We start from the raw sequence: 23,399 nt of genomic DNA on the forward strand, positions 1-23,399 counted from the left end.
CGGGGGGAATGTTCGGCTAGTCTCCCAACGCAATCCGAGCCGGACACGGCCGATGCAGAGGACCGGGAGAGAGACAATGATCAACCGTCGCATCGTGCTGGCTTCGCGCCCCGTCGGCGTGCCCGTGGCCGCCAACTTCCGCGTCGAGGAAGTGGAGCTGCCGGAACTGGGCGAAGGGGAGGTTCTGCTGGAGAACCGGGTCTTCGCGATCGACCCCGCCGTGCGCGGCATGCTGGACGATGTGAAGAGTTACCTGCCGCCGGTACAACTGAGCGGCCTCATTCCGACGATGGTGCTTGGCCGCGTGCTGAAGTCGCGCAACCCCGATTTCCGGGAAGGCGATTATGGCCGGGCCTTCATCGGCTGGGAAACGCACTCGGTCATCGCACCGGGCTCTGTGGCGTTCGAGAACGTGCGCGTGGCCGATGACCTGCCGCTTACCGCCTACATGGGCGCCTGCGGCTGGTCGGGCATCACCGCCTACGTCGGGCTCAAGCGCTACGGAGAGATGCGGGCCGGGGACGAAGTGCTGATGAGCGCGGCGGCCGGTGCCGTCGGCTCGGTCGGCGGCCAGGTCGCCCGCCTTTCCGGATGCCGGGTGGTCGGCACGGTCGGTTCTGAAGCGAAAGCGCGGCACATCCTGGACGATCTCGGCTTCGACGGGGCCATCGACTATCGGACCTGCGCGGACCTCGACGCGGAGATCGCCCGGCACTTCCCCGAGGGCGTCGATCTCTATTTCGACAATGTGGGCGGGGCCATGCTGGATACCGTCCTGCCGCGCATGAAGGCGTTCGGCCGTATCCCGGTCTGCGGGATGATCGCGAACTACAACCACCAGACCGAGCCCTATCGAGTGCGCAACTTGTGGCAGGTGCTTGTGAACCGCATCACCATGCGCGGCTTCCTAGCCTACGAGGCGGCGGACATGTTGCACGAAGCGGAAGAGGCGCTGGCGAACTGGGTCCGTTCGGGACAGCTCGTCGCCACCGAGAACGTCGCTACCGGGCTGGACGCGGCTCCGGCTTCGTTCATTCGCCTGATGTCCGGTGAGACGACCGGCAAGACGCTGGTCCGGCTCGACGAGGCCGTTTCCACCCTCGCAGGCTGGAAGGTGCCCGCACATGCCTGATCTGGCGAAGAATTGGGCGCTTTCTGCGATCGAGAGGGGAAATCGAGCATGACTGAAGACCTCGAGTGGGATCTGGAAGCGGATGTCGTCGTCCTCGGGTCGGGCGGGGCGGCGATGACGGCGGCAATCGCCGCGCACGATTTCGGAGCCGGGAAGGTCGTGATCCTGGAAAAGACCGGAATGGTCGGCGGCACCACCGCCATGTCCGGCGGGATGCTGTGGATCCCCGGCAACCATCACCAGATCGAGGCGGGCATCGCGGATTCGGACGAGGACGCGGTGGCCTATCTCGACGCGCTGGCGCCGGGAGCGCTCGATCCCGAAACCCTGGGCGCCTTCCTGGAGAGCGGGCCCGAGATGATCCGCTACCTTGCGGACAGGACTCCGGTGCGCTTCCATGCCTATGCCGATTTTCCGGACTACCAGCCCTATATGCCGGGTGCGAAGCCCGATGGCGGCCGCTCGCTGGACAATGACGCCTTTTCGTTCGAGCGGCTGGGCAAGTGGGCCACGCGCGTCAATCCCACCAAGATGGCCTATCCCGTGCGCGGCAGCCTGATGGAGGCGATCAACGGCACGCTGGACGAGGCCACTCTGGCCGAGCGCGAGGCTGGCGACTATCGCGGCCTCGGGCAGGCGCTCGCAGGTGCCCTGTTCAAGGCGGTGCTGGACCGCGACATCCCGGTAGAGTTCGAGAAGCGCGCCCGCAGGCTGGTCAAGGACGGCGACCGGGTGATAGGCGTCGTGGCCGAAGATGCCGCCGGTCGCGACTTTCGGGTGCGCGCACGGAGGGGCGTGGTGATTGCCACCGGCGGCTTCGAGTGGAACGAGATGCTGGTTCGCACTTTCCTGCGCGGGCCACTGACCGGGCCGGTGAGCGTCCCGGAAAACGAGGGCGACGGGTTGCTCATGGCGATCGAGGCGGGCGCCCAGCTGGGCAACATGCAGCATGCCTTCTGGCAGCAGAGCGTGCTGGAATTCAAGCCGCAGCACCGCGATGCCAAGCCCAACTACCTGCTCGGATCGGACGAGCGCGCCCGTCCCGGCGCCATTCTGGTCAACCGGGCGGGCAAGCGCTTCGTGAACGAGGCGGCCAACTACAATGCCATGGGCAAGGCCCTCCACGCTTTCGATGCCGGTACGCACAGCTATGCCAATCTGCCGTACTGGCTGATCGTGGACCAGCGCTATCGCGACAGGTACCAAACCTTCAACACCCCGCCCGGCGGCCCCACGCCCTCTTTCATGATCAGCGCCGACAGTCTGGAGGAGCTGGCCGCAAAAGCCGGGATCGATGCCGACGGGCTGACGGCCACCGTCGCGCGCTTCAACGACATGGTCCGGCAGGGCCGCGACGAGGACTTCCATCGCGGCGAGAATAGCTACGACAATTTCTATATGTGGGGCGATGCCGCCTTCGATCCGCCTTATCGCACGCTAGGGGTGATCGACCGGGGGCCCTATTACGCGGTCAAGATGGAGTCCGGCGCGCTGGGCACCGCCGGCGGGCCCAAGACCAACGGCGATGCGCAAGTGCTGGACTGGAGCGGCAATCCGATACCCGGGCTCTACGCTGCCGGAAACGCCATGGCCGCCGTGCTGGGCGAGGCTTATGGCGGTGCCGGGGGAACGCTGGGGCCGGGCATGACTTTCGGCTACATCGCCGGGCGCCACCTGGGCTCGCACATCCCCAACCGGTAACGGGGGTCGCTCCTGCGACAGTCAGGAATGCGGCTCGCTTCCCAGCGAGCCGACCAGTTCCAGCCGCTGGGGCACGGTTCCGATCTGGATCCCCTCTTCCCGGAAGCGTCGCAACAGCGTGGCATAGGCATTGCTGCGCGCGCCATAGGCCGCGCGCGGCGTGGCGACGTGCGCGAAGCTGTTGAAGAAGATGCGGCCGTCGAGAATGGAATCGATGAACACCGAAGGTGCCGGGTCGCGCAGCACGGCGTCTTCGCCGGCATATGATTCCAGGACGATGGCCCGCACTTTGTCGGCGTCCGCCTCGATGGGAACGGAGAACTGGATCTGCAACCGGCCGAGCGGGTTGGAGAGCGTCTTGTTCAGTACCGTCTTGGTGATGAGTTCGGAATTGGGCACGATGAGCGTCGAATGATCGGGCAGTTCGATCTCGGTGGATCGCACGCTGATGCGCTTGACGTCGCCTTCGTCGGTGCCCACCCGAACCAGGTCTCCGATCTTGATGGGCCGCTCTGCAAGGAGGATCAGGCCGGAGACGAAATTCTGGGTGATCGCCTGCAAACCGAAACCGATGCCCACGGACAGGGCCGACAGCAAGATGGCAATGCGCTCGATCCCGATGCCAAGGGAGGCAAGCGCCCATATGCCGACAAGGGCAATGCCAACGTAGCGCGCCACGAGGCTGATCGAGTTGCGGCCGCTGCCGTCGAGGTCGGTTGCGGGCAGGTACCGCTGGTCCAGCCACCGCATGAAGGTCTTCACAAGTGCCAGGCCGGCGAAGAGCACGAGGATGCCGCGGATCAGCGCGCCCGGCGAGATCGTGACGCCGCCGAAGTTGAAGCCCTGGGCCAGGGCCCCCAGCCGTCCGAACAGCGTTTCGACATTGCCGGCACCGAACGGTGACAGCAGCATGCCCAGTGCCAGAACGGCGATGACCAGCCGCAGAATTCCGGACAGAAGGACACCGAACTGGTCGATGGAACTGCCCTTGAGGCCCAGGCCTCGGATCAGGGCAACGCCGATGGGGCTGGACCGCGTGAACAGCGTGGAGGCGGTGTCGTCGATCGCCACCATCAGCAGATAGACACCTGCGCCGAGCACGACACCCCAGGCAAGGATCTGGAGCACGAAAAGACTGAGCGAGAAGTACCCGGTCACCAGCGCCAGAAGCGAACCCGCCACCGCCAGCCAGGCCAGCAGGTTGACGAGCCCGAGGCCCGCGTTCCTCGGTGCTGCGGCGGGCTCTCCGGTCCGGTCGGACCGCAGCCGGCCGAGGGTCGCCAGAGTGGCGCCGATCAGCAGCACATGCGCCAGCGCCACCACCGCCTGCGTGCAGGCGATCGCGGCGGGACTGGCGCCGATCGCCTCATTGAAACTGGTCAACATGATGCTCAGGAACGCGAGCACGCCAAGCATCACGGTGTAGGGTCTCAGGCTGGATGCCGCGCGATCGCTGATCGGAAGGATGCGCCAGGACGGCTGGCTTCGCATCAGCAGGGCGCCGAGGACGGAACTGGTAAGGCCGGAAAAGGCCGATGCCACGACGAAGGTGCCCAAGAGCGGGCTCCACGCTTCCGGAAGCATCGACGCCCAGCGCAGGCCCTGGACGATCGCCAGCGCCGCCAGCAGCGGGGCAAGCGTGCCGACAACGATCCGCCAGAGAGCATGGGCGGATCGACGGAGAGCCCGCGCGGGAAAATCCTCGGTCAGCAGCTTCCGGCCTAGGCGGCGGGCGAATGCGCGTCCGGGCAGCAGGATCAGCAGCGCGGCGAAGAAACCCAGCAGGGCGAGCCAGGGCGTGCCATGTTGCAGGCTTTGCGTGAACTGGTCCCGGCCTTCCTCCAGGAACAGCGCCACGCGGCGGCTGTCGCGAGGCCAGGCGTGGGCTAGCGAGTTCCAGAAGCGAGGGGCCAGCGGCGAGAAGGAACGCGTGGAGAGCTTTTCGCCGAGTTGCTGCGCCTGACTCTCCGCGATCTCGTCCGCCAACTGCTGCGCTTCAACCCCGATCAGGTTGCCGCGCTTGATGGCGGAGTCCACGGCAACCCGCTGGCGAGCGAGGATGGCGCGCTGGCGCTGGATATCCTGAGCCTCGCCGGTGTCGGCCTCCGGACCCAGCCCGGCGAGCTTGGCGTCGAGCAGGGTGAGTTGCTCCTGCATCTTCGCGGTAGTGTCGGCCGCCAGGGACTTTGCCGCCAGCACTTTGGCGGAGGCGAGCTTCTGGTCGCTCTCGCCCATGCGGGAATTCATCGCCTTGTCGACCGCGCGCACATCGCTTTCGGCCTGGGCGAGTTCTTCGGACAGATCGGCAAGAGAGGTCGATTGCGCCGCTGCCACGCCGCCCGCCATCGAGACGATGGCGCCAACGAACATCAGAAACTTGAGCATCGGCTTTCGGGCAAGCATTCGGGTCTCCATCGCCAGCCGACCCGATCGCACCGGCCGCCACGCTGCACCGGTTTAGCGTCCGGCGCGGGGTTCTTTCAACTGGCGCATGAAAAGGGGACGCACAGGCCGCTCCTGCATGGCCGCGCGACTTGCGGTCGCTCGGCGAAGGGAGATGTGAGAGTCTGCTTGAAAAATGCCCAGGGGGCATTTTCGTTGCGGCACCGGCCCCCCGTATTTCTCAGGCGCCCCCACCCTACCACCCGCAGGATACTACCGTTGGGTGGTAGGGTGGGGGCGCCTGAGAAATACGGGGGGCCGGTGCCGCGAAATTCGCCTTCAGCGAATTTCCAAACGGTCTCTGAATCCTGATCCGTGAAGTTCGGTATTCCGGCAAGGTCGCGAGACCGCGCGTGCTGCGGCGCGGTGCGATGCGGAAAGGTAATCCTCGATTCTACGAGGCGAGACGGATCGTCGTGTCTTCCCGCGACCGGCGAATCGTGCAGAGCTTGAGCGCGCCTTCCCAGAGTTCGGCGCTGCGCTTGGCGGCTTCGCGATGCGCGATCGCAAGGGCTCCGGCAACATCCGGCGCCTTGAATTCCAGCCTTCTGGCGAGGCCGTGCTCATCCTCGAAAAATCGCAGGGTGTAGATCTTCATGTGAATCCTCCAGAAGCGCGCCGCCGCATTCGGTATTCGCACTTGCGGAAGAAGTGCTAATCCATTTCGCACCGTTTCGGAGTGGTTTGCGTCAAATCGTTGCTCGTCAAAGCTGTGCGGTTTGCGGCATATTGTCGGCTTCATGCCCCTCAGGCGGCAGTAGCCAAGCTACTTGCGGCCTTTCTCAAGTCATCCACATAGCGGGCGAATTCCGCATCGGCATCGGCTTCCGCAGGCAATCGCAGCAGATAGCTGGGGTGCACGGTGATCCAGCAGGGTGTGCCGTCAGGCAGGGTAATCGCCCGTCCGCGCTCCTGCCCCACGGTGACGGCGCGGCCGGTAAGCGAGCGGGCGGCCGTGGCGCCCATGGCGATGACGAGGCGGGGGCGGACGATGGCGCGTTCCTGATCGACCCACCAGCGGCAGGCCTCGATCTCGCCGCTGTTGGGGCGGGCATGAATGCGGCGCTTGCCGCGCGGTTCGAACTTGAAGTGCTTGACGGCGTTGGTGATGTAGGACCGCTTTCGGTCGATCCCCGCCTCGGCCATGGCCCGATCGAAGACGGCGCCGGCCGGGCCGACGAAAGCCCTTCCGGCCAGATCCTCCTGATCGCCGGGCTGTTCGCCCACGATCATGATCTCGGCATCGTGCGGACCTTCGCCGAAGACGGTCTGCGTGGCCGGTTTCCAGAGCGGGCAGCGACGGCAGGCGGCGGCTTCCTCGGCCAGCAGTTCCAGGGCTTCAGGGCCCTGTACCGCCGCGCGTCCCGGCGCGCCCGGTCGGGGCGGAGGCACACTGGCGGCCTGCTCCATCATCGCCAGTTCGCGTTTGCGGGCCCCGGCGATGAGTTGCGGGACGAGCGCGGTTTCCGGCATGTTCTTCCAGTATTTGCGCGGCATTTCCTTCAGCATGGCGCGCGGCATGACCCGCGCCGGATTGAAGATCGCGCTGTAATAGGCCTTCCACACGGCCTCCACCGGATCGTCGCCCGGCGCATCCGCGCGGGTCGCGGGCGGCCCCTCGGCAAGCGCGACACCATCCCAATGCAGCGATCCGCGCGGTGTCAGGATCGACCAGCGCATGTTGGTGAAGCGATCGACGAAGAACTGGGCATTCGCGCGCAGGATGTGATGCTCCGGCTCGAACCAGGCGACGAAGCGCGTGCCGCCATCATCCGCCAACTCGCGGAAACGCACGAAGGCGTGCATCTTGTGGCTGTCGCGCCGGACGTTGCGGGCAAGGCCTTCGATACGGCGAACAAGGGGATCGGCAGCATCCTGAAGCGCCTGCGGCTGGTCCAGCAGGCGCAGGAGCAGGATATAGAGGAGCGAGAAACGTTCGGGTTCGCTGTGCAGCGAGGCATCGCGCGCCAGTTCCAGAAATTGCCGGGATACCCGCAGCGGGGCGGTCGCCACCGGTGGACCGGCGCCGATGTCGCCCGCCTCGCTCGCGAAAAGATCGAACGCCTGCTCTCCCACCTGCCAGACGATCTCCGACGGCAAGACCCCTTCGCCGGCCAGCGCGCGCGCGGCGATGCGCCAGCCGTCGAAATCGTCTTCGGATTCCAGGCGAACGAGGCGCATGGTCAGGCCGCGAACAGTTCCAGCTGGGTTGCCGGACGGGACACCAGCGAGCGCAAGTCGGCACGGTCGAGCAGGGCGGTGGGCCGCCAGTCCGCCGTGACGATGAAGGGACGCAGTTTCTTTACCGATACCGTCATGCGCGCCACGTCGTCCAGCCGCAGGGTGCGCCAGCGCCGGGCTACAACGATGGCGTCGACCGCCTTGATGCCGAGGCCGGGAATGCGCAGCAGCATCTCTCTCGGCGCGCGATTGACGTCAACGGGAAAACACTCGCGAAACTGCAAGGCCCAAGCCAGCTTCGGGTCGATATCCAGCGGTAGCATGCCGGTGGCGGGATCGGCAGCGGCCCCCACCTCCTGCGGCGAGAATTGATAGAACCGGATCAGCCAGTCCGACTGATAGAGCCGGTGTTCCCGCATCAGTGGCGGACGGCGCAAGGGCAGCACGGTGCTGGCGTCGGGAATCGGGCTGAAGGCCGAATAGTAGACGCGCTTGAGATCGAACTTTTCGTAAAGCGACGCCGCGCGCGAAACGATGTCGCGGTCGGTCGCGGCATCGGCTCCGACGATCATCTGGGTCGATTGCCCCGCGGGCGCGAAGGCAGGGGCGGAGCGAAAGCGCTTGCGGGCATCGGCGCCGTCCTCGATCGCGGAGCGCATGGTGCCCATCGCGCCTTCGATGCGGGCCTGCGACTTTTCGGGTGCCAGTCGCTGAAGTCCGCTGACGGTGGGCAGTTCGACATTGATCGACACGCGGTCGGCGTGGCGACCCGCCGCCTCCACCAGGGCCGCATCGGCATCGGGGATGGTCTTCAGGTGGATATAGCCGCGAAAATCGTGATCCTCCCGCAAGGATCGCGCCACTTCGACGATCTGTTCCATCGTATAGTCGGGCGTGCGGATGATGCCGGACGAGAGAAACAGCCCCTCGATGTAGTTCCGACGATAGAAATCCAGCGTCAGTTCCACCACCTCCTTCGCCGTGAAGCGGGCGCGGCGCACGTTGGAAGACTTGCGGTTGATGCAGTAATGACAATCGAAAATGCAGCTGTTGGTCAGCAATATCTTGAGCAGGCTGATGCAGCGACCGTCGGGCGCGTAAGCGTGACAGATGCCGCCGCCACCCAAAGTAGAGCCGATGCCCTTGCCATCCCGCGAATCCCGTTTCTTGACCCCGAACGATGAGCAGGAGGCGTCATACTTGGCGGCGTCTGCAAGGATGGTGAGCTTTTCCGAGATTTCGAGCGCGGGCATTTGTACGAAGCCTTGTGTTCCGCGCCGAAGTCAGCGTGGGTCGAAGCTGTAAAATGGCCGATCAGCGAAACCGATGCAATCGAAATGTTCCTATCATGTTCTATTTTTGCGATCGTTTGCGGTCGATCGCGAGGGGAGATCAGTTCATGCGTTCTGCATAGCGATCGAGCGCCGCGCGGGGACTTTCCGGCCAGCGTGAAAGCACCAGAAGACGCTTGTGCCCGGCACCGATGGCCAGTTCGTCCGTCACGCCCATCCCGCCGTGAAATTGTACCATTTCGTGTGCCAGGGCGATCGACGCTTCGCTGATCCAGGCACGCGCGCCGCTGACCGCTTCCGCGAAGCCGCTGTCCTGGTGCGATACCAGCGCCAGGTTCAGCAGGGCACGGCTCTGCTCGATAGCGGCATATTGCGCGACCATGCGATGCTGGATAGCCTGGAAAGAGCCCAGTGCCGCGCCGAACTGGTCACGCGTGCGGACATAGTCGAGCGTGTCCTGGAACATCCGCTCCATCACGCCCAGCGCTTCGGCGCAGCGTGCCAGATTGGCGAATTGCTGTGCCTCGTCGATCTCGGCAATGCCGCCGTCGAGGCGGTGGTCTTCCGGAACCAGCACGCCTTCCAGCGTCAGCGCAGCGGCGATGGAGCCGTCCGCCAGCGGCCATTCGCGCCGCGCGAGGCCGGGGGTGTTGGCGGGGACCAGAAACAGCGCGATGCCTTGCGGATCGTCCGGTGCGCCGGTGAGCCGGGCGGAAACGATGTAGCCGTCCGCACCGCCGCCCGAGATGCAATAGGGCTTGGCGCCATCGATTCGATAGCTCCCGTCCTGCTCCCGCGCGGAGGTTTCCACCCATGGCGAGCTATCGCGCGCGTCTCCTTCGGCATGGGCCAGGGCAAGGCGCTTCTCTCCGGATAGAAGCCCGTCCAGCCACGGGCCTCTCAAGGCTTCAGGCGCGGTCAGCGCGAACAGGCGGCCGGCCAGGACCGAGGCTTCCGCCAGAGGCTCCACCACCATGCCGCGGCCGAGTGCCTCGAATATCGTGGCGATGCCGGTGGCGTCGAGGCTGAGGCCGCCCACTTCCTCGGGAAAGGGCGCGGCGATCAGCCCCAGTTCGCCCAGCAAGGCCCAGTTCTTCCCTGAAAAGCCGCCGGGCTCGGCCTGGAAGATGCGCCGTGTCGTGTGATCGTATGTGTTGGCGACGAAGCGCTCGGTCAGCGCCTTGAGCATTTCCTCGTCTTCGTTGAGGTCGAAATTCACGTGGCTCTCCCGTCTGTCATACGGGTGTAGCACCTGCCGTGGGAGCTGCTCCGCTGGGCAAAAGACTAGGGCCGGGGGCACTGTTTTTGGGCTTTCGGGCAATTGTGCAGCCCGCCGGGACGCGTTACGCTCTGTGCCGAGAGAGGAAAAACATGTCGCTGTTGTCACAGGAAAACATAGACGCCGTGCGCGTCTCGTCGCCGGCCGGGATTCGCCCGGCGGCGGAGGCTCTGCACAAGATCGCCATGGACCTTGGGTACCGGGCTGCGCCCGCGCACGACATCGCCGACAAGCGGACGCCCGTCGATGGCGAGGGCAAGGTGCTGGCCATCGAAGTGTTCGGCTGGGGCGACGATGAACGGGTGTGGTGGCGCAATTCGCGCATCGCGCTCGATTCCCCCCTCACCACGGCCTGCCGTTTCGAGAGCCAGCCGTTCTGGGCCAATGCTCAGGGCTTCCGCACGCGCGAGCCGAACGCCTACCTCACATCGATCGACATCGCCAATTTCGAACAGCGCGCGATGACCCGCGCCTGCATCGCCGTGCCGGTGCATCTGCCTTTCGGCCAGATCGGTGCGGTAAGCTTCAACCCACTGGACAAGGAGCGGACCGATCTTTCGGAGGATTTCCTGAGGCTGTCGGACGCGCTGGGGCTCTACGCCCGGACGTTCATCGCGACCTATATTCAGGTGATGGGCTCCACCCAGGCCCTGCCGCCTGAATCGCGGCTGTCGAAGCGCGAGGTGGAGTGCCTGCGCTGGGCGGCGATCGGCAAGACCGACCTGGAGATCAGCATGATCATGTCGCGCAGCCGCGCCACGGTGCGGTTTCACATCCACAACGCCGCGACCAAGCTGAACGCCGTGAACCGCAGCCAGACCGTGTTCAAGGCGGCGCAGCTTGGGTATATTTCGCTGCATAATTAAGTTGGAAGAACAGCCGTCGTCCCGGATCAGGTCCGGGACCGCTGGCGGTCTTTAGGCAAGATGGTTCAGAAGAGCGCCCTGTCGCAAGGTGGGCTGTTCACGGCCAGCGGTCCCGGATCAAGTCCGGGACGACGATCATGCGGGCGCTAGTTTGGCCGGTCCTCCAGCATCAGCTGGGCGCCGCGCAGGCCCAGCGCCATGGCGGGGGCGTTGGTATTGCCCGTCACATGCCCCGGCATCACCGAACAATCGGCCACCCGCACACCTTGGACCCCTTTCACCCGAAGACGCGGATCGACCACAGCCTCGGGATCGTCGCCCATGCGGCAGGAGCGGATCGCGTGAAGCCCGCAGCTCGAAAGGCGGCGGAAGGCGGAAAGTATCTCCTCGTCGCTCTCCACCTGGGCGCCGGGCACCAGTTCCGCGCCGACCATCTGCCCGAGCGGCGCTTCCGCGATGAACGCGCGCATCTTGCGCACCAGCGCAATGGCGGAGCGGCGATCGTGTTCGGTCGAGAGGAAGTTGTGGCGGATGTCGGCCGGATCGCCGCTCGTCGGTCCAGTCGCCCGCATCGCGCTCTCGCTGGTAAGGCGCAGGAGTTGGCCATAGATGGTGACGCCGGGGCGCGGATCGATCTTGTCGAGCGGGACCGGATCCTTGTCGTCGCCGACCTTGAAGGTGTAGCCGCCGAGGTAGAACTGCGCATCGGTGCGGCCGTCGGGATGGGCGACGTTGCAGAAGGCACCGACCTCGAATGGACCTGTGGCCAGCACGCCGTCATGGCGCAGCAGGTAGCGCAGCATCGCCAGCCCCGCCCCCAGTCCGAAGAAGCTGCGGTTGGTGCCGCGTCCATGCTCCAGCCGGTAAGGTAGCGAGATCGAGAGGTGCTCGATCATCCGCTCTCCCACGTCCGGCGAATGGACGAGGGGTTCGATCCCCGCCGCCTTCAAGCGCACGGAATCGCCGATGCCGGAGCGCTGGAGCAGCAGGGGACTCTCCATGGCCCCCGCGCTCACCACGATCTCGCCCGCGCAATCGAAGCGCTGCGGGCGGTCGTTCACCAAGGCGTCGAGGCCGACCGCGCGCGTGCCGTCGAACACGATCCGCTCCGCCAATGCGCCGGTCACCACGGTGAGGTTTGGTCGCCCGCGCGCCGCGGCCAGATAAGTCCTGGCCGAGGATTCGCGGCGGCCGTTGCGGATGTTGTGGCTGTAATAGCCGACGCGCGGGCCGGTCGCGGCGTTGAGGTCCTCCACACGTTTCAGCCCCAGCGCCTCTCCGGATTCGATCATCCGCTCGGCTAGCGGGTAGGTGAAACAGGCGGGATCGACGTGGACGAGGCCGCCGCTGCCACGCATCGGTGAAGCCCCGGCCGCGTGGTCTTCCAGTTCGAGGAAAGCCTCGGTCATGCTCGCGCCGTTCCAGCCCTTGGCGCCGGATTCGCTCTCCCAGGCGTCGTAATCGGCCGGTTCGCCCCGGCTCCAGATCATGCCGTTGATCGAGGACGAACCGCCGAGGCCCTTGCCCCGGATCCAGACCTCGCCGCCGCTGTCCTCGTTTGCGCCTTCCTCGCGCGGCTGGGAAACCGGATAGGCCCACATGTGCTCTGGCTTTTTCACCAGCTTGGCGACGCCTTTTGGCAGCGTAACCCAGAAGCTGTCGTTGCTCCCGCCCGCTTCCAGCAGCAGCACCTGCGATCGGCCGTCGGCGCTGAGCCGCTCGGCCATGACGCAGCCCGCCGAACCGGCGCCGACGATGATGTAGTCCCAGGCTTTTGCCATTTGTCGTTCTCCCGCCGCCCGTTCTCTCGCTGTGATGGGTCGCACGAACTGGCACATTGGCTACCCTAGCGTTTTGGTGAGTCACAAAGGCGGCGCGGGCGCGCTTAAACCATTCACATCAACGGACTCGAAAGCCGAGAGATGGGGAGAACGATGCGCGCCATTGCCGAGGGCCTGTTCACCGATGAGACGCCGCCCCGCTTGTTGGGCGGCCGCGACAGGCAGACGGGGCGCGTGGTGTTTCCCTGCCCTGCCGGTGACAGCTGCGATCCCGTGCCGCTGGCGCGCGAGGGGCGGCTCTGGTCCTATACCGTGCAGCGCTATCGCCCGAAGACGCCGCCTTACGCAGGCCCCGAAGCCTTCACGCCCTGGATCGTCGCCTATGTCGAACTGCCGGGCGAAGTGATCGTGGAGGCGCGGCTGGTGGACGTGGATTTCGACGCTGTGGAGATCGGCATGCCGGTGCGCCTCGTGCCCCGGGCGCTCGATCCAGGTGCTGCCGAACCGCGAGCCATTCCCGCCTTCGCCCCGATGGAAGGAGCGCGCGCATGAGCGACGTCTGCATCGTCGGTATCGGCATCCATCCGTTCGGCCGCACCGACGGTCTTTCGGGAGTGGATCAGGGCGTCTTCGCCGTGCGTCAGGCGCTGGCCGATGCCGGCGTGGACTGGCCCCGGATACAGTTCGCCTACGGGAGTTCGGATGCCGCCGGAAACCCGGACACGATGGTCGATCGGTTAGGTCTCACCGGCGTTCAGTTCATCAACGTGCGCAACGGCTGCGCGGCGGGCGGGTCGGCGCTGTTCTCGGCGCAGATGGCGATCAAGTCTGGCGAGTTCGAGCTTGGCCTGGCGGTCGGGTTCGACAAGCATCCGCGCGGCGCCTTCAATGCGCTGCCGAGCGAATACAACCTGCCCGACTGGTACGGAGAGGCGGGCTATATGGTCACCACCCAGTTCTTCGCGGCCAAGATCATGCGCTACATGCACATGTTCGGCATCTCCACCGAAACGCTGGCGCGTGTGTCCGAGAAGGCCTTCCGCAACGGCGCCCAGGCGCCGCACGCCTGGCGCCGCCAGCCGGTGCCGATCGAGGAAATCCTGGCCGCGCCGCTCGTCTCGGATCCTTATACCAAGTACATGTTCTGCTCGCCCGCCGAGGGCGGCGTCGCGCTCGTTCTCGCCAGCGAGAAGAAGGCGCGCGAGCTGGGCAAGCCGCTGGTCCGCCTGAAAGCGGCGACCATGCGCACCCGTCCGCCGCACAGTTTCGAGGTTTTCGCGCCCAGTGTGGACGTGGTGGCGGACGATAGCGCGCCGCGCGGCACCGCCACGCGCATCGCCTCCGCCGATGCCTTCCGCCTTGCCGGGATCGGACCGGGCGACATCGACGTGGCCCAGCTTCAGGACACCGAGGCCGGCGCGGAGATCATGCACATGGCCGAAAATGGCTTCTGTGCCGATGGCGATCAGGAACGCTGGCTTTCCGAGGGAAGGACCGAGATCGGCGGTGCGCTGCCGGTCAACACCGATGGCGGCTGCCTCGCCTGCGGGGAGCCGATCGGCGCTTCGGGCTTGCGGCAGGTCTACGAAAACGTCGTGCAACTGCGCGGAGACGGTGGCGGCCGTCAGGTGCCTCATGGCCCGAAGACCGCCTACAGCCACGTCTACGGGGCGCCGGGCGTATCGGCAGTGACGATACTGGAACGATAGAACGCATGGATATCGAACTCTCCCCCGCCGACGAAGCCTTCCGCGAAGACGTGCGCGCGTTCCTGTGCGAAAACTTGCCCGATGGGGTGAAGGCCGGTGCGGCCGCCACGCCGTCGGTCTTCGTGGAACCGGATATCGGGCAGGCCTGGAACGCGGTGCTCGATGCCAAGGGGTGGCTTGGTTACCAGTGGCCGGTGGAGCATGGCGGCACCGGCTGGACGCCGCTCCAGCGCTACCTCTTCGAAAAGGAATGCGCCGCCGCCGGAGCGCCCAACCTCACCGTGCTGGGCCTCAAGCTGCTGGCCCCGGTGCTCTGGACGTTCGGCAATGCGGCGCAGAAGGCGCGCTACCTGCCGCGCATCCTTTCGGGCGAGGACTACTGGTGCCAGGGCTTCTCCGAGCCCGGCGCGGGGTCGGACCTTGCCAGCCTGAAGACCCGCGCGGTACGGGATGGCGACCACTACGTGGTCAACGGATCGAAGATCTGGACCACCCATGCCCACCACGCCAACGGCATGTTCACGCTGGTCCGCACCAATCCGGAGGTGAAGAAGCAGGCGGGGATCTCGTTCCTGCTGATCGACTTGGCCAGCCCCGGCGTCTCGGTGCGGCCCATTCTGACTGCGGCGGGCGATCACGAGGTCAATCAGGTCTTCCTGGAAGACGTGAGGGTGCCGGTCGAGAACCTCGTCGGCGCGGAGGGCGAGGGGTGGACCATCGCCAAGTTCCTGCTGGAGAACGAGCGCGGCGGGTCGTGCCATGCGCCCAAGCTCGGCTACGATCTCGCCCAGATCGAGGCCGCCGCGAAAGACGAAAGCGACGGGCGCGGTGGGTCTCTGGCCGACAGCATCGACTGGCGCCGCCGGGTGGCGAAGGCGCGGCTTGGCGTGGAGGCGCTGGAGATGATCGAGCTGAAGATTATCTCGGAGATCGCCAAGGGCCGCAAGCCGGGGCCGCAGACCTCGCTGACCAAGCTGCTGGCATCCAACCTGCGGCAGGAGATCGATCTGCTGGCGGTGGACCTGTTCGGCATCGCCGGTCTTCAGCTGGAAACCTCGCGCCCGCTCTATGGCGACAATGCGCCGGAGCCACTTCATTCTCGCGCCGCGCAAGTTGCCGCCGCGCGCTATCTCAACAGCCGGGCCTGGACGATTTTCGGCGGGACAAACGAGGTGCAGAGCAACATCATCGCCAAGTCCGTACTTGGTCTCTGAAAGGAACCGTGAAGACATGCGGACGACAACGGGAGAGGAAGCCGGCATGCAACTGAACCGCGAGGCGCTCACGCGCGCCTATCGGCAGATGAAGCTGATCCGCGAATTCGAGGAACGCCTTCACGAGGAGATCCAGACCGGGGAGATCGCCGGCTTCACGCACCTCTATTGCGGGCAGGAAGCCGTGGCGGTGGGCGTGTGCGAGCATCTTTCGGAACGGGACAAGATCGTCTCCACCCATCGCGGCCACGGCCACTGCCTTGCCAAGGGCTGCGACGTGACCGGAATGATGAAGGAGATCTGGGGCAGCCAGGAAGGCCTGTGCAACGGCAAGGGCGGCTCCATGCACATTGCCGATATCGACAAGGGCATGCTGGGCGCCAACGGCATCGTCGGGGCGGGCGCGCCGATTGCGGTGGGCGCGGCGCTTTCGAACAAGATCGACGGGCCGGACGAGAATGGCAAGCTGGCCGTCTCGATCGCCTTCTCCGGCGACGGCGCCTGCAACCAGGGCACCACGTTCGAGGCGATGAATCTGGCCGTCGTCACCAAGGCGCCCGCGATCTTCGTCTTCGAGAACAACCACTATTCCGAACATACCGGCGATGCCTATGCCGTGGGCACCGCGCAGGACATCGCCAGCCGCGCCGAGGCCTTCGGCATGAAGGTCTGGCGGGCGGACGGGACGGACTTCTTCTCGGTGTTCGACACGTTTGGCGAAGTGCTGGAATTCGTGCGGAGGCCCGGTAATGGCCCGGCGGCGGTGGAGTTCGATACCGAACGCTTCTTCGGCCACTTCGAGGGCGATCCCCAGCGCTATCGCGGCGAGGGTGAACTCGATCGTCTGCGCGCCACCCGCGACTGCCTGCGCAAGTTCCGCGAGAAGGTGACCGGCGCAAAGCTGCTTACCGACGGTGATCTTGACGGCGTGGATGCGGACGCTCTCCAGGCCATCGAGGATGCCGTCACCGCCTCGCGCGCGGCGGCGCGGCCGACGGCGGAGAACGTCCTCGAAAACGTCTACATAAGCTACTGACGGCGGAGCGGAAGAAATGGCCAAGATGATGTACCGCGACGCCATACGCGGCACGATCTTTCAGGAAATGCAGCGCGATCCGCGCGTCGTCGTGCTCGGCGAGGATGTGGTGGGCGGCATGGGCACGGCGGGCGGGCCGGAGGCGATCGGCGGGATCTGGTCGACCTCCACCGGCTTCTACGAAGCGTTCGGGCCGGACCGGGTGATCGATACTCCGATCAGCGAAAGCGCCATCATGGGCGCGGCGGGCGGGCTGGCGCTGGCGGGCAAGCGGCCTGTGGCGGAGATCATGTTCGCGGACTTCATCGGCGTCTGCATGGATCAGTTGTGGAACCAGATCGCCAAGTTTCGCTACATGTTCGGTGGCAAGTCGGTCTGTCCGGCAGTGATCCGCATGCCCTGCGGCGCTGGCTACAACGCTGCCGCGCAGCACAGCCAGATGATCAGCCAGTTCGTGACCTCCATGCCCGGCCTCAAGGTCGTCATGCCCGCTACCCCTGCCGATGCCTGCGGACTGCTGCGGCAAGCGATCCGGGACGACGACCCGGTGGTCTTCCTGGAACACAAGTTCCTCTACGCCATGACCGGCGAAGTGCCGGACGATCCGGACTTCGTGATCCCCTTCGGCCATGCGCGGCTGGCGCGGGCGGGGGAGGACGTCACCGTCGTCGCTTCCGGCATGATGGTCGGCTATGCCGAGACGGCAGCCGACGATCTGGCGCAGGACGGCGTAGGCTGCGACGTGATCGACCTTCGCACGACGTCCCCGCTCGATGAGGAAGCGATCCTCGATTCCGTGGAAGCGACCGGGCGACTGGTGATCGTGGACGAGGCGCCGCCCCGGTGCAGCCTGGCCACTGACATTGCCGCGCTGGTGGCCAGCAAGGCCTTCGCCAGCCTGAAGGCACCGATCGAGATGGTCACCGCGCCGCACACGCCGGTCCCCTTCGCCCGCGAACTGGAAGGCGCCTATCTGCCCAGCCCCGCGAAAGTCGCTGCCGCCGTCCGCAAGACGCTGGCATACCGGTGAGGGGGGGCGCTGTCATGAGCAGAATCCGCGCTTTCACGATGCCCAAGTGGGGCATCGAGATGACCGAGGGCACCGTGGCCGAATGGATGGTCAGGGAAGGCGAAAGCTTCACGCGCGGCCAGACGCTGTGCCTGATCGAAACCGCCAAGATCACCAACGAGGTCGAGGCCGAGTACGACGCTACCGTGCGCCGCGTGCTGGTCACCGGCGGCAGCGAGGCGGAGCCGGTCGGCGCGCTGCTGGCGGTGTTCGACGAGGGTGCTCATTCGGACGATGAGATCGAGGCGTTCATCGCCGCCTTTACTCCGGCCGAGGGCGGCGTGGCGCAGGGCGCATCGAAGGCCAAGGCCGCCGTGCCCGAGCCGGTGGGCGCGGCCGTTGGCGTGACCGAGCGCGTGCGGGTGCCGATCGATACCAACCGGCCGATCAGCCCCGAGGCGCTGCGTCTGGCCGAGGAGGAAAGCGTCGATATCGCCGATATCGAGGGTTCGGGCCGCCAGGGCAGGATCACCCATCAGGACGTGGTTAAGGCCATGCGCGGCCCGGCCAGTCCGGCGCTAAAAGGGGAGTTGGTGCTGCCGGAGGACGATGCGAAAACCTTCGCTTCCCCGCTCGCCCGCCGCATCGCCGCGCTGCATGGGATCGCGTTGGCGGGTGTGAAGGGCACCGGCCCGCGTGGGCGCATCTCCAAGGCGGACGTGCTGGCGCTGGTTCCCGCGCCCGCAAGTTCAGCCTCGCTCGCCGCACCGCAGTTCGTGGCAGGCGAGAACCGGCCCGAGATCGTTCCCTTCGACCGCATTCGCAAGGTCGTCGCCCAGCGACTGACGCAGGCGAAGCAGGAGATCCCGCACTTCTACTTGCGCCTGTCCGCCCGCGCCGATGCCCTGCTGGACTTGCGCAAGAGCGCGAACCTCGTGCTCGGCTGCAAGGCCTCGGTGAACGACTGGGTGGTCAAGGCCTGTGCCGTGGCGCTGGTCCGCCATCCGGAGGTCAATGTGCAGGTCCACGGCACGGACATCTATCGCTTTCCCCATGCCGATGTCTCGATCGCGGTGGCGGGCCCCAAGGGCCTCGTCACCCCGGTCGTACGGCAGGCCGACCTCATGCGGATCGACCAATTGGCGGCGGAGACCCGCCGCCTGATCGACAAGGCGCAGGGTCGCGGTCTGGGCATGGAGGATATGGAGGGCGGCACGTTTTCCGTCTCCAACCTCGGCATGTTCGGGATCGAGAACTTCGATGCCATCATCAACCCGCCGCAGGGTGCGATCCTGGCCGTCGGCGCGGCGCAGCGTCAGCCGGTGGAGACGGCGGGCGGCGGCGTCGCGTTCGAGACGCGGATCGCGTTCACGCTCTCGGTCGATCACCGCGCCATCGACGGGGCTGTCGGCGCGCAGTTCCTCCAGACGCTCAAGACTTTGATCGAAGAGCCGCAGGGCCTCTTCGCGTGAACGAAGGAAGCATCATGACTCGTCCGGCCAAACCGGGACCGCTCAAAGCGCTGGGTGAGGTGATCCAGCTCGCCTATTTCCCCACCGATTTCGATGCCGCGCTGAAATACTGGATCGAGACCGTGGGCGTCGGGCCGTTCTTCGTGCTGAACGAGGTGCGGCTGGGCGAGATGAAGTACAAGGGCGAGCCCACCGAAGCGACCTTCTCGATGGCGATCGGCTATTGGGGCGATATCCAGATCGAACTGATCCGCACCGAAAGCACGGCGCCTTCGCTCTACACCGGCGAATATGCCGTGCGCGACCGGCTGCACCATGTCTGCGTCTTCGTGAAGGACATTGGCGAGGCGCGGCGCGCCTGCGCAGAAGCGGGCGCGGAAGTGATCGTAGAGGGCAAGGTGGGCGATGACGGCGAAGTGATCTATGTCGATCCCGGCCAGGGCCCCGGCTTTGTGATCGAATACTTGCAGCCGATGGCCGGATCGGAAGGCCTGTTCGAGATGATGAAGGCCGCCGCGCGCGATTGGGACGGCAGCGATCCGGTGCGGGTGCTGCAATGACGAACACGCTTTCCGACCACGCGATAGCCATGGCGGATCGGGTGGAAGCTTTCGTGCGCGAGATCGTCGCGCCCTACGAAACGGACACGCGCCGCGACCATCACGGTGCGCCAACCGACGAACTGGTCATGGAACTGCGCGAAAAGGCACGTGCTGCGGGCGTGCTCACGCCGCATATCCGCGATGACGGCAGCCACCTGAGCCAGCGCGAGACGGCCGAAGTGCTGATCCGCTCCGGCCTGTCGCCGCTCGGCCCGCTCGCCTGCAACACCATGGCGCCCGACGAGGGCAACATGTACCTGATCGGCCATGTCGGATCGCCGGAACTCAAGGCGCGGTTCCTGAGGCCGCTGGTGGAGGGCAGGGGCCGCTCCGCCTTTTTCATGACCGAGCCGGCCGACTGGGGCGGTGCGGGCTCCGACCCGTCGATGATGAAGACCACCTGCCGCCGCGACGGCGGAGACTGGGTGATCGATGGCCGCAAGACCTTCATCACCGGCGCCAAGGGCGCGATGGTCGGTATCGTCATGGCCGCGTCGGCGGAGGAAGACACCAGGGGCGGCGCCTGCATGTTCCTGGTAGACCTGCCCGATCCCGCCATCGTGATCGACGAAGTGCCGAACACCATCGATACCTCGATGCCCGGCGGCCATTCCACGGTGACGATCCGTGGGCTTCGCGTGCCTGCCGAGCATATGCTGGGTGAGCCGGGCGAGGGCTTCAAGTATGCGCAAGTCCGCCTGAGCCCCGCGCGCCTCTCGCATTGTATGCGCTGGCTGGGCGCCTGCATCCGCGCGCACGAGATCGCCGTGGATTACGCCTGCCGCCGCGAGGCTTTCGGCAAGACGCTGATCGATCACGAAGGCGTGGGCTTCATGCTGGCGGAAAACCGCATCCTGCTCCAGCAGAGCCGGCTGATGATCGACTGGTGCGCGGACGTGCTCGACACCGGATCGCTGGGCACCGTCGAAAGCTCCATGGCCAAAGTGGCGGTGAGCGAGGCGCTGATGAAGATCGCCGACAACTGCGTGCAGGTGATGGGCGGCATCGGCGTGACCGACCGCACGATCGTGGAGCAGGTGTTCCGCGAAATCCGGGCCTTCCGCATCTATGACGGTCCGACCGAAGTGCACAAATGGTCGCTCGCCAAGAAGATCAAGCGCGAGTGGAAGCAGGCGCATTCCGAGGAGGCCCGCGTAAGGTCATGACCGCCGATCTTGCCGCCGACAATTCCGGCACCGTGCCCGTCCGCGAGGGCTACCGCTTCGACGAGGCGGCGTTGGCCCGCTGGATGGACCAGAATGTCGAGGGTTTTGCAGGACCGCTCAGGGTGGAGCAGTTCAAGGGCGGCCAGTCCAACCCCACCTACCGGCTGGTCACGCCGTCGCGGAGCTATGTCCTGCGCCGCAAGCCGCCGGGCGATCTGCTGCCCGGCGCTCATGCCGTCGATCGGGAGGCGCGCGTGCAGACGGCGCTGGGAGCGGCGGGTTTTCCGGTGGCGCGCATCCATGGGCTTTGCACCGACGATGCCGTGATCGGCACCTGGTTCTACGTGATGGACATGGTGGAAGGCCGCATTTTCTGGGATGCGACATTCCCGCAAGTCTCGCGAGAGGATCGCCCGGCTTACTTCGATGCGATGAACGCGACGATGGCCGCGCTCCATGCGATCGATCCCGAGGCGGCGGGGCTGGGCGACTACGGGAAACCCGGCAATTATTTCGCGCGCCAGATCGGCCGCTGGACGAAGCAGTACCAGGCCGATGAACTGGCGGGCCGCAATGCCGACATGGATGCTTTGGTGGCAGCGCTGCCCGGCCTGATCCCGGCCGGAGACGAGACTGCGGTGATCCACGGCGACTGTCGCTGCGACAACATGATCTTCCACCCCACCGAGCCGCGCGTGCTGGCGGTGCTGGACTGGGAACTCTCAACACTGGGCCATCCGCTGGCCGATTTCGCCTATCACGCGCTGATGTACCGCATGTCGCCGGAGATCGTGCCGGGTCTTGTCGGCGCCGACCTGCACGCGCTCAATATCCCGAGCGAGCGGGAATACGTGGCAGCCTATTGCGCGCGGACGGGTCGCGAGGGCATCGCGAACTACGAATTCTACATGGCCTTCAACCTGTTTCGTCTGGCCGCGATCTTCCACGGCATCAAGGGACGTGTCCTGCGTGGAAATGCCGCCAATGCCCAGGCTGCCCGCCGCGCGGAGAGTTTTCCCGTATTGGCGGGCATGGCGCGCAGCAGCCTCGATGCGATCGGACGGCCCCTCTGATCGTTGGAGCCATTGGCAGAAACCGGAACTTCGCATTCGCCGCCGGCGATCGACCCTGCCAGGATAGCGGCCGCAGTCGCCATCCAGGAAGCCGAGCATGTCCAGTCAGCCAAAGTCCGTCCGCGAGATTTCCGCGAAGTGGGATGACGTCCTGCTGGTCTGCCGCAAGTGCAGCAGGAAAGTCCACGGCGGGTTCGGAAAGAAGGACGGGCAGCGGCTGGAAAAGGCGCTTAAGTCGGAGCTGAAGGGGAGGGGACGCTACAAGGTGGTGTCGGTGCCATGCCTCGACATATGTCCGAAGAACGCGGTCTGCCTGGTGCAGGCCAGTGAGCCGGGCAAAGTTCGACTGGTGGCGCCGGGCACGGACATGGATGACATCGTCGGGGGGCTCGCTCCTCTGCCGTCTCCGGCAAGAGAGCGCGGCGGCAAGGCATCCCGGCGCGTGCGCGAGAGTGACGCGGCACCAAACCCGCCGGGCGACGTTGCCTCTCCTGAAATGCGATAGGGCCGGTATCGGGATTCCGGGCTGCCGCTACCATGAGAGGACCCGCCGATGCCCGCTTCCCCAACCGCCTCGCCGCAACAGCGCGGCCTGGTCGTTCTCCCGGCTGATCGTCGCACCGATCTGCTGAAGCTTGCGGAAGGCGGCGCCAGCGGCGTGGCCGCCGGTCTGGCTGCAAGCTGGGTGATGAACCGGTTCCAGGATCAGGCGCAGGACCTGTTCCGGCCCGGTCCAGCCGATGGCGCCGCTGCGGGAGATCCGGCAACGGTGAAGGCCGCGGAACGCTTTACCGTCCTTGTTTCCGGACGCGGACTCGGCCGGTCCGACAAGGAGGATGCGGGAAGCGCGGTGCACTATGTCGTCGGCGCGCTGGCGGGCGGCTTGTACGGCGCACTCGTCGAGGTGCGGCCTGAAGCCTCGCGCTGGCGCGGCGCGGCAATGGGGATCGCAGCGGCCACCCTGATCGACCAGCTTGCGGTCCCGCTGGCGGGCCTCGCCCGACCACCGTGGAAATACACCCTGGGCACGCATCTCTATGGTTACGCCTCGCACCTGGTGTTCGGCCTGGCGACGGAGGCGGTGCGGCGCACTCTGCGCGGCCCGATCGCCGGGCTACCACCGCGCTCCGGCCTGCAGGTCGGCGACCTGGCAGTCCCGCTGATGCTGGGGCTGGCGAATGGTCAGCGCACGATGACGCCGGCAATGGCCGTCTCGATCACAGCAGCCGCGACTGCGAACCAAAGCGGGGCAGGCTCCCGCGATCGGGCCGGGCCGCTCGCTTTCCTTGCCTCCCCCTGGACGGCCGCTGTGTTCGGACTGGCTGCCCTGGGCGAGTATTACGTCGATATCCGCCCCGGCACGCCGGCCCGCATCGCGCCCCTGGGACTGGCGGCGCGCGTGGCGGCCGGCAGCGTGGCGGGCGCCGCCCCCGCCCGGCCGGGA

20 protein-coding genes are annotated in these 23,399 nt (G+C 66.2%); 14 read left to right on the forward strand and 6 right to left on the reverse strand.

Translation table 11 applies throughout. The annotated features are described in order from the left end of the window. The first annotated feature begins 76 nt into the window (after positions 1–76). Positions 77–1,132, forward strand: coding sequence for an NADP-dependent oxidoreductase (locus ACI3K3_RS20225; protein WP_404916963.1), 1,056 nt, complete (start codon positions 77–79; stop codon positions 1,130–1,132). Positions 1,133–1,180: 48 nt separating this feature from the next. Beyond that, on the forward strand, positions 1,181–2,833 hold the full coding sequence (locus tag ACI3K3_RS20230; protein ID WP_404916965.1) for an FAD-binding protein: 1,653 nt from the start codon (positions 1,181–1,183) through the stop codon (positions 2,831–2,833). A gap of 21 nt (positions 2,834–2,854) precedes the next feature. Here the strand turns inward: ACI3K3_RS20230 and ACI3K3_RS20235 are convergent, their stop codons facing one another. From ACI3K3_RS20235 to ACI3K3_RS20255, 5 genes are all read right to left on the reverse strand, one after another. After that, entirely contained in the window at positions 2,855–5,218 is a 2,364-nt protein-coding gene (locus tag ACI3K3_RS20235) for a DUF3772 domain-containing protein (RefSeq protein WP_404916967.1), read from the reverse strand. Positions 5,219–5,669: 451 nt separating this feature from the next. After that, positions 5,670–5,873: a hypothetical protein gene (locus ACI3K3_RS20240; RefSeq protein WP_313440444.1), complete on the reverse strand. Its 204-nt coding sequence runs from the start codon at positions 5,871–5,873 to the stop codon at positions 5,670–5,672. Between the two features lie 149 nt (positions 5,874–6,022). Then, complete coding sequence (locus tag ACI3K3_RS20245; protein WP_404916969.1) at positions 6,023–7,456, reverse strand: UdgX family uracil-DNA binding protein; 1,434 nt, start codon at positions 7,454–7,456, stop codon at positions 6,023–6,025. A gap of 2 nt (positions 7,457–7,458) precedes the next feature. Further along, positions 7,459–8,709 carry a putative DNA modification/repair radical SAM protein gene (locus ACI3K3_RS20250; RefSeq protein WP_404916971.1) on the reverse strand — a complete coding sequence of 417 codons (1,251 nt, stop codon included), beginning with the start codon at positions 8,707–8,709 and terminating at the stop codon, positions 7,459–7,461. A gap of 139 nt (positions 8,710–8,848) precedes the next feature. Further along, the gene (locus ACI3K3_RS20255; protein WP_404916974.1) at positions 8,849–9,967 is read right to left on the reverse strand and encodes an acyl-CoA dehydrogenase family protein; all 1,119 of its coding nucleotides are present in this window, start codon (positions 9,965–9,967) and stop codon (positions 8,849–8,851) included. A gap of 152 nt (positions 9,968–10,119) precedes the next feature. Here ACI3K3_RS20255 and ACI3K3_RS20260 point away from each other — a divergent pair, with 152 nt between their 5' ends. Beyond that, the gene (locus ACI3K3_RS20260; protein ID WP_404916976.1) at positions 10,120–10,893 is read left to right on the forward strand and encodes a LuxR C-terminal-related transcriptional regulator; all 774 of its coding nucleotides are present in this window, start codon (positions 10,120–10,122) and stop codon (positions 10,891–10,893) included. A gap of 146 nt (positions 10,894–11,039) precedes the next feature. On the opposite strand, the gene ACI3K3_RS20265 is transcribed toward ACI3K3_RS20260, so the two are convergent. Next, a complete protein-coding gene (locus tag ACI3K3_RS20265; RefSeq protein ID WP_404916978.1) occupies positions 11,040–12,674 on the reverse strand; it encodes a GMC family oxidoreductase in 1,635 nt (544 codons plus the stop codon). Positions 12,675–12,827: 153 nt separating this feature from the next. On the opposite strand from ACI3K3_RS20265, the gene ACI3K3_RS20270 reads away from it, so the two are divergent. The 11 genes from ACI3K3_RS20270 to ACI3K3_RS20320 all read left to right on the forward strand — a co-directional run. Beyond that, the gene (locus tag ACI3K3_RS20270; protein WP_404916980.1) at positions 12,828–13,226 is read left to right on the forward strand and encodes a Zn-ribbon domain-containing OB-fold protein; all 399 of its coding nucleotides are present in this window, start codon (positions 12,828–12,830) and stop codon (positions 13,224–13,226) included. Continuing rightward, on the forward strand, positions 13,223–14,383 hold the full coding sequence (locus tag ACI3K3_RS20275; protein ID WP_404916982.1) for a thiolase family protein: 1,161 nt from the start codon (positions 13,223–13,225) through the stop codon (positions 14,381–14,383). The genes ACI3K3_RS20270 and ACI3K3_RS20275 overlap by 4 nt, the downstream gene beginning before the upstream one ends. A 5-nt stretch (positions 14,384–14,388) precedes the next feature. Next, a complete protein-coding gene (locus tag ACI3K3_RS20280) occupies positions 14,389–15,597 on the forward strand; it encodes an acyl-CoA dehydrogenase family protein (RefSeq protein WP_404916984.1) in 1,209 nt (402 codons plus the stop codon). Positions 15,598–15,643: 46 nt separating this feature from the next. Beyond that, positions 15,644–16,633, forward strand: coding sequence for a thiamine pyrophosphate-dependent dehydrogenase E1 component subunit alpha (locus ACI3K3_RS20285; RefSeq protein WP_404917000.1), 990 nt, complete (start codon positions 15,644–15,646; stop codon positions 16,631–16,633). A gap of 16 nt (positions 16,634–16,649) precedes the next feature. Continuing rightward, the gene (locus tag ACI3K3_RS20290) at positions 16,650–17,663 is read left to right on the forward strand and encodes an alpha-ketoacid dehydrogenase subunit beta (RefSeq protein WP_404916986.1); all 1,014 of its coding nucleotides are present in this window, start codon (positions 16,650–16,652) and stop codon (positions 17,661–17,663) included. 14 nt (positions 17,664–17,677) lie between these two features. Beyond that, positions 17,678–19,114 (forward strand): 2-oxo acid dehydrogenase subunit E2, encoded by a 1,437-nt coding sequence (locus tag ACI3K3_RS20295; RefSeq protein WP_404916988.1) that lies wholly within the window; start codon positions 17,678–17,680, stop codon positions 19,112–19,114. A gap of 14 nt (positions 19,115–19,128) precedes the next feature. Further along, positions 19,129–19,674, forward strand: a complete 546-nt coding sequence (locus ACI3K3_RS20300; RefSeq protein ID WP_404916990.1) for a VOC family protein — start codon at positions 19,129–19,131, stop codon at positions 19,672–19,674. Continuing rightward, positions 19,671–20,882: an acyl-CoA dehydrogenase family protein gene (locus tag ACI3K3_RS20305; RefSeq protein WP_404916992.1), complete on the forward strand. Its 1,212-nt coding sequence runs from the start codon at positions 19,671–19,673 to the stop codon at positions 20,880–20,882. The genes ACI3K3_RS20300 and ACI3K3_RS20305 overlap by 4 nt, the downstream gene beginning before the upstream one ends. After that, positions 20,879–21,955: a phosphotransferase gene (locus ACI3K3_RS20310; RefSeq protein WP_404916994.1), complete on the forward strand. Its 1,077-nt coding sequence runs from the start codon at positions 20,879–20,881 to the stop codon at positions 21,953–21,955. Before ACI3K3_RS20305 ends, ACI3K3_RS20310 begins: the two co-directional genes overlap by 4 nt. Positions 21,956–22,052: 97 nt before the next feature. Then, on the forward strand, positions 22,053–22,460 hold the full coding sequence (locus ACI3K3_RS20315) for a hypothetical protein (protein ID WP_404916996.1): 408 nt from the start codon (positions 22,053–22,055) through the stop codon (positions 22,458–22,460). A gap of 48 nt (positions 22,461–22,508) precedes the next feature. Continuing rightward, positions 22,509–23,399 (forward strand): DUF1440 domain-containing protein (locus ACI3K3_RS20320; RefSeq protein WP_404916998.1); only part of this gene is annotated, 891 nt, incomplete at its 3' end.

Source organism: Novosphingobium sp. ZW T3_23, from assembly GCF_044987305.1.
GTDB lineage: Bacteria > Pseudomonadota > Alphaproteobacteria > Sphingomonadales > Sphingomonadaceae > Novosphingobium.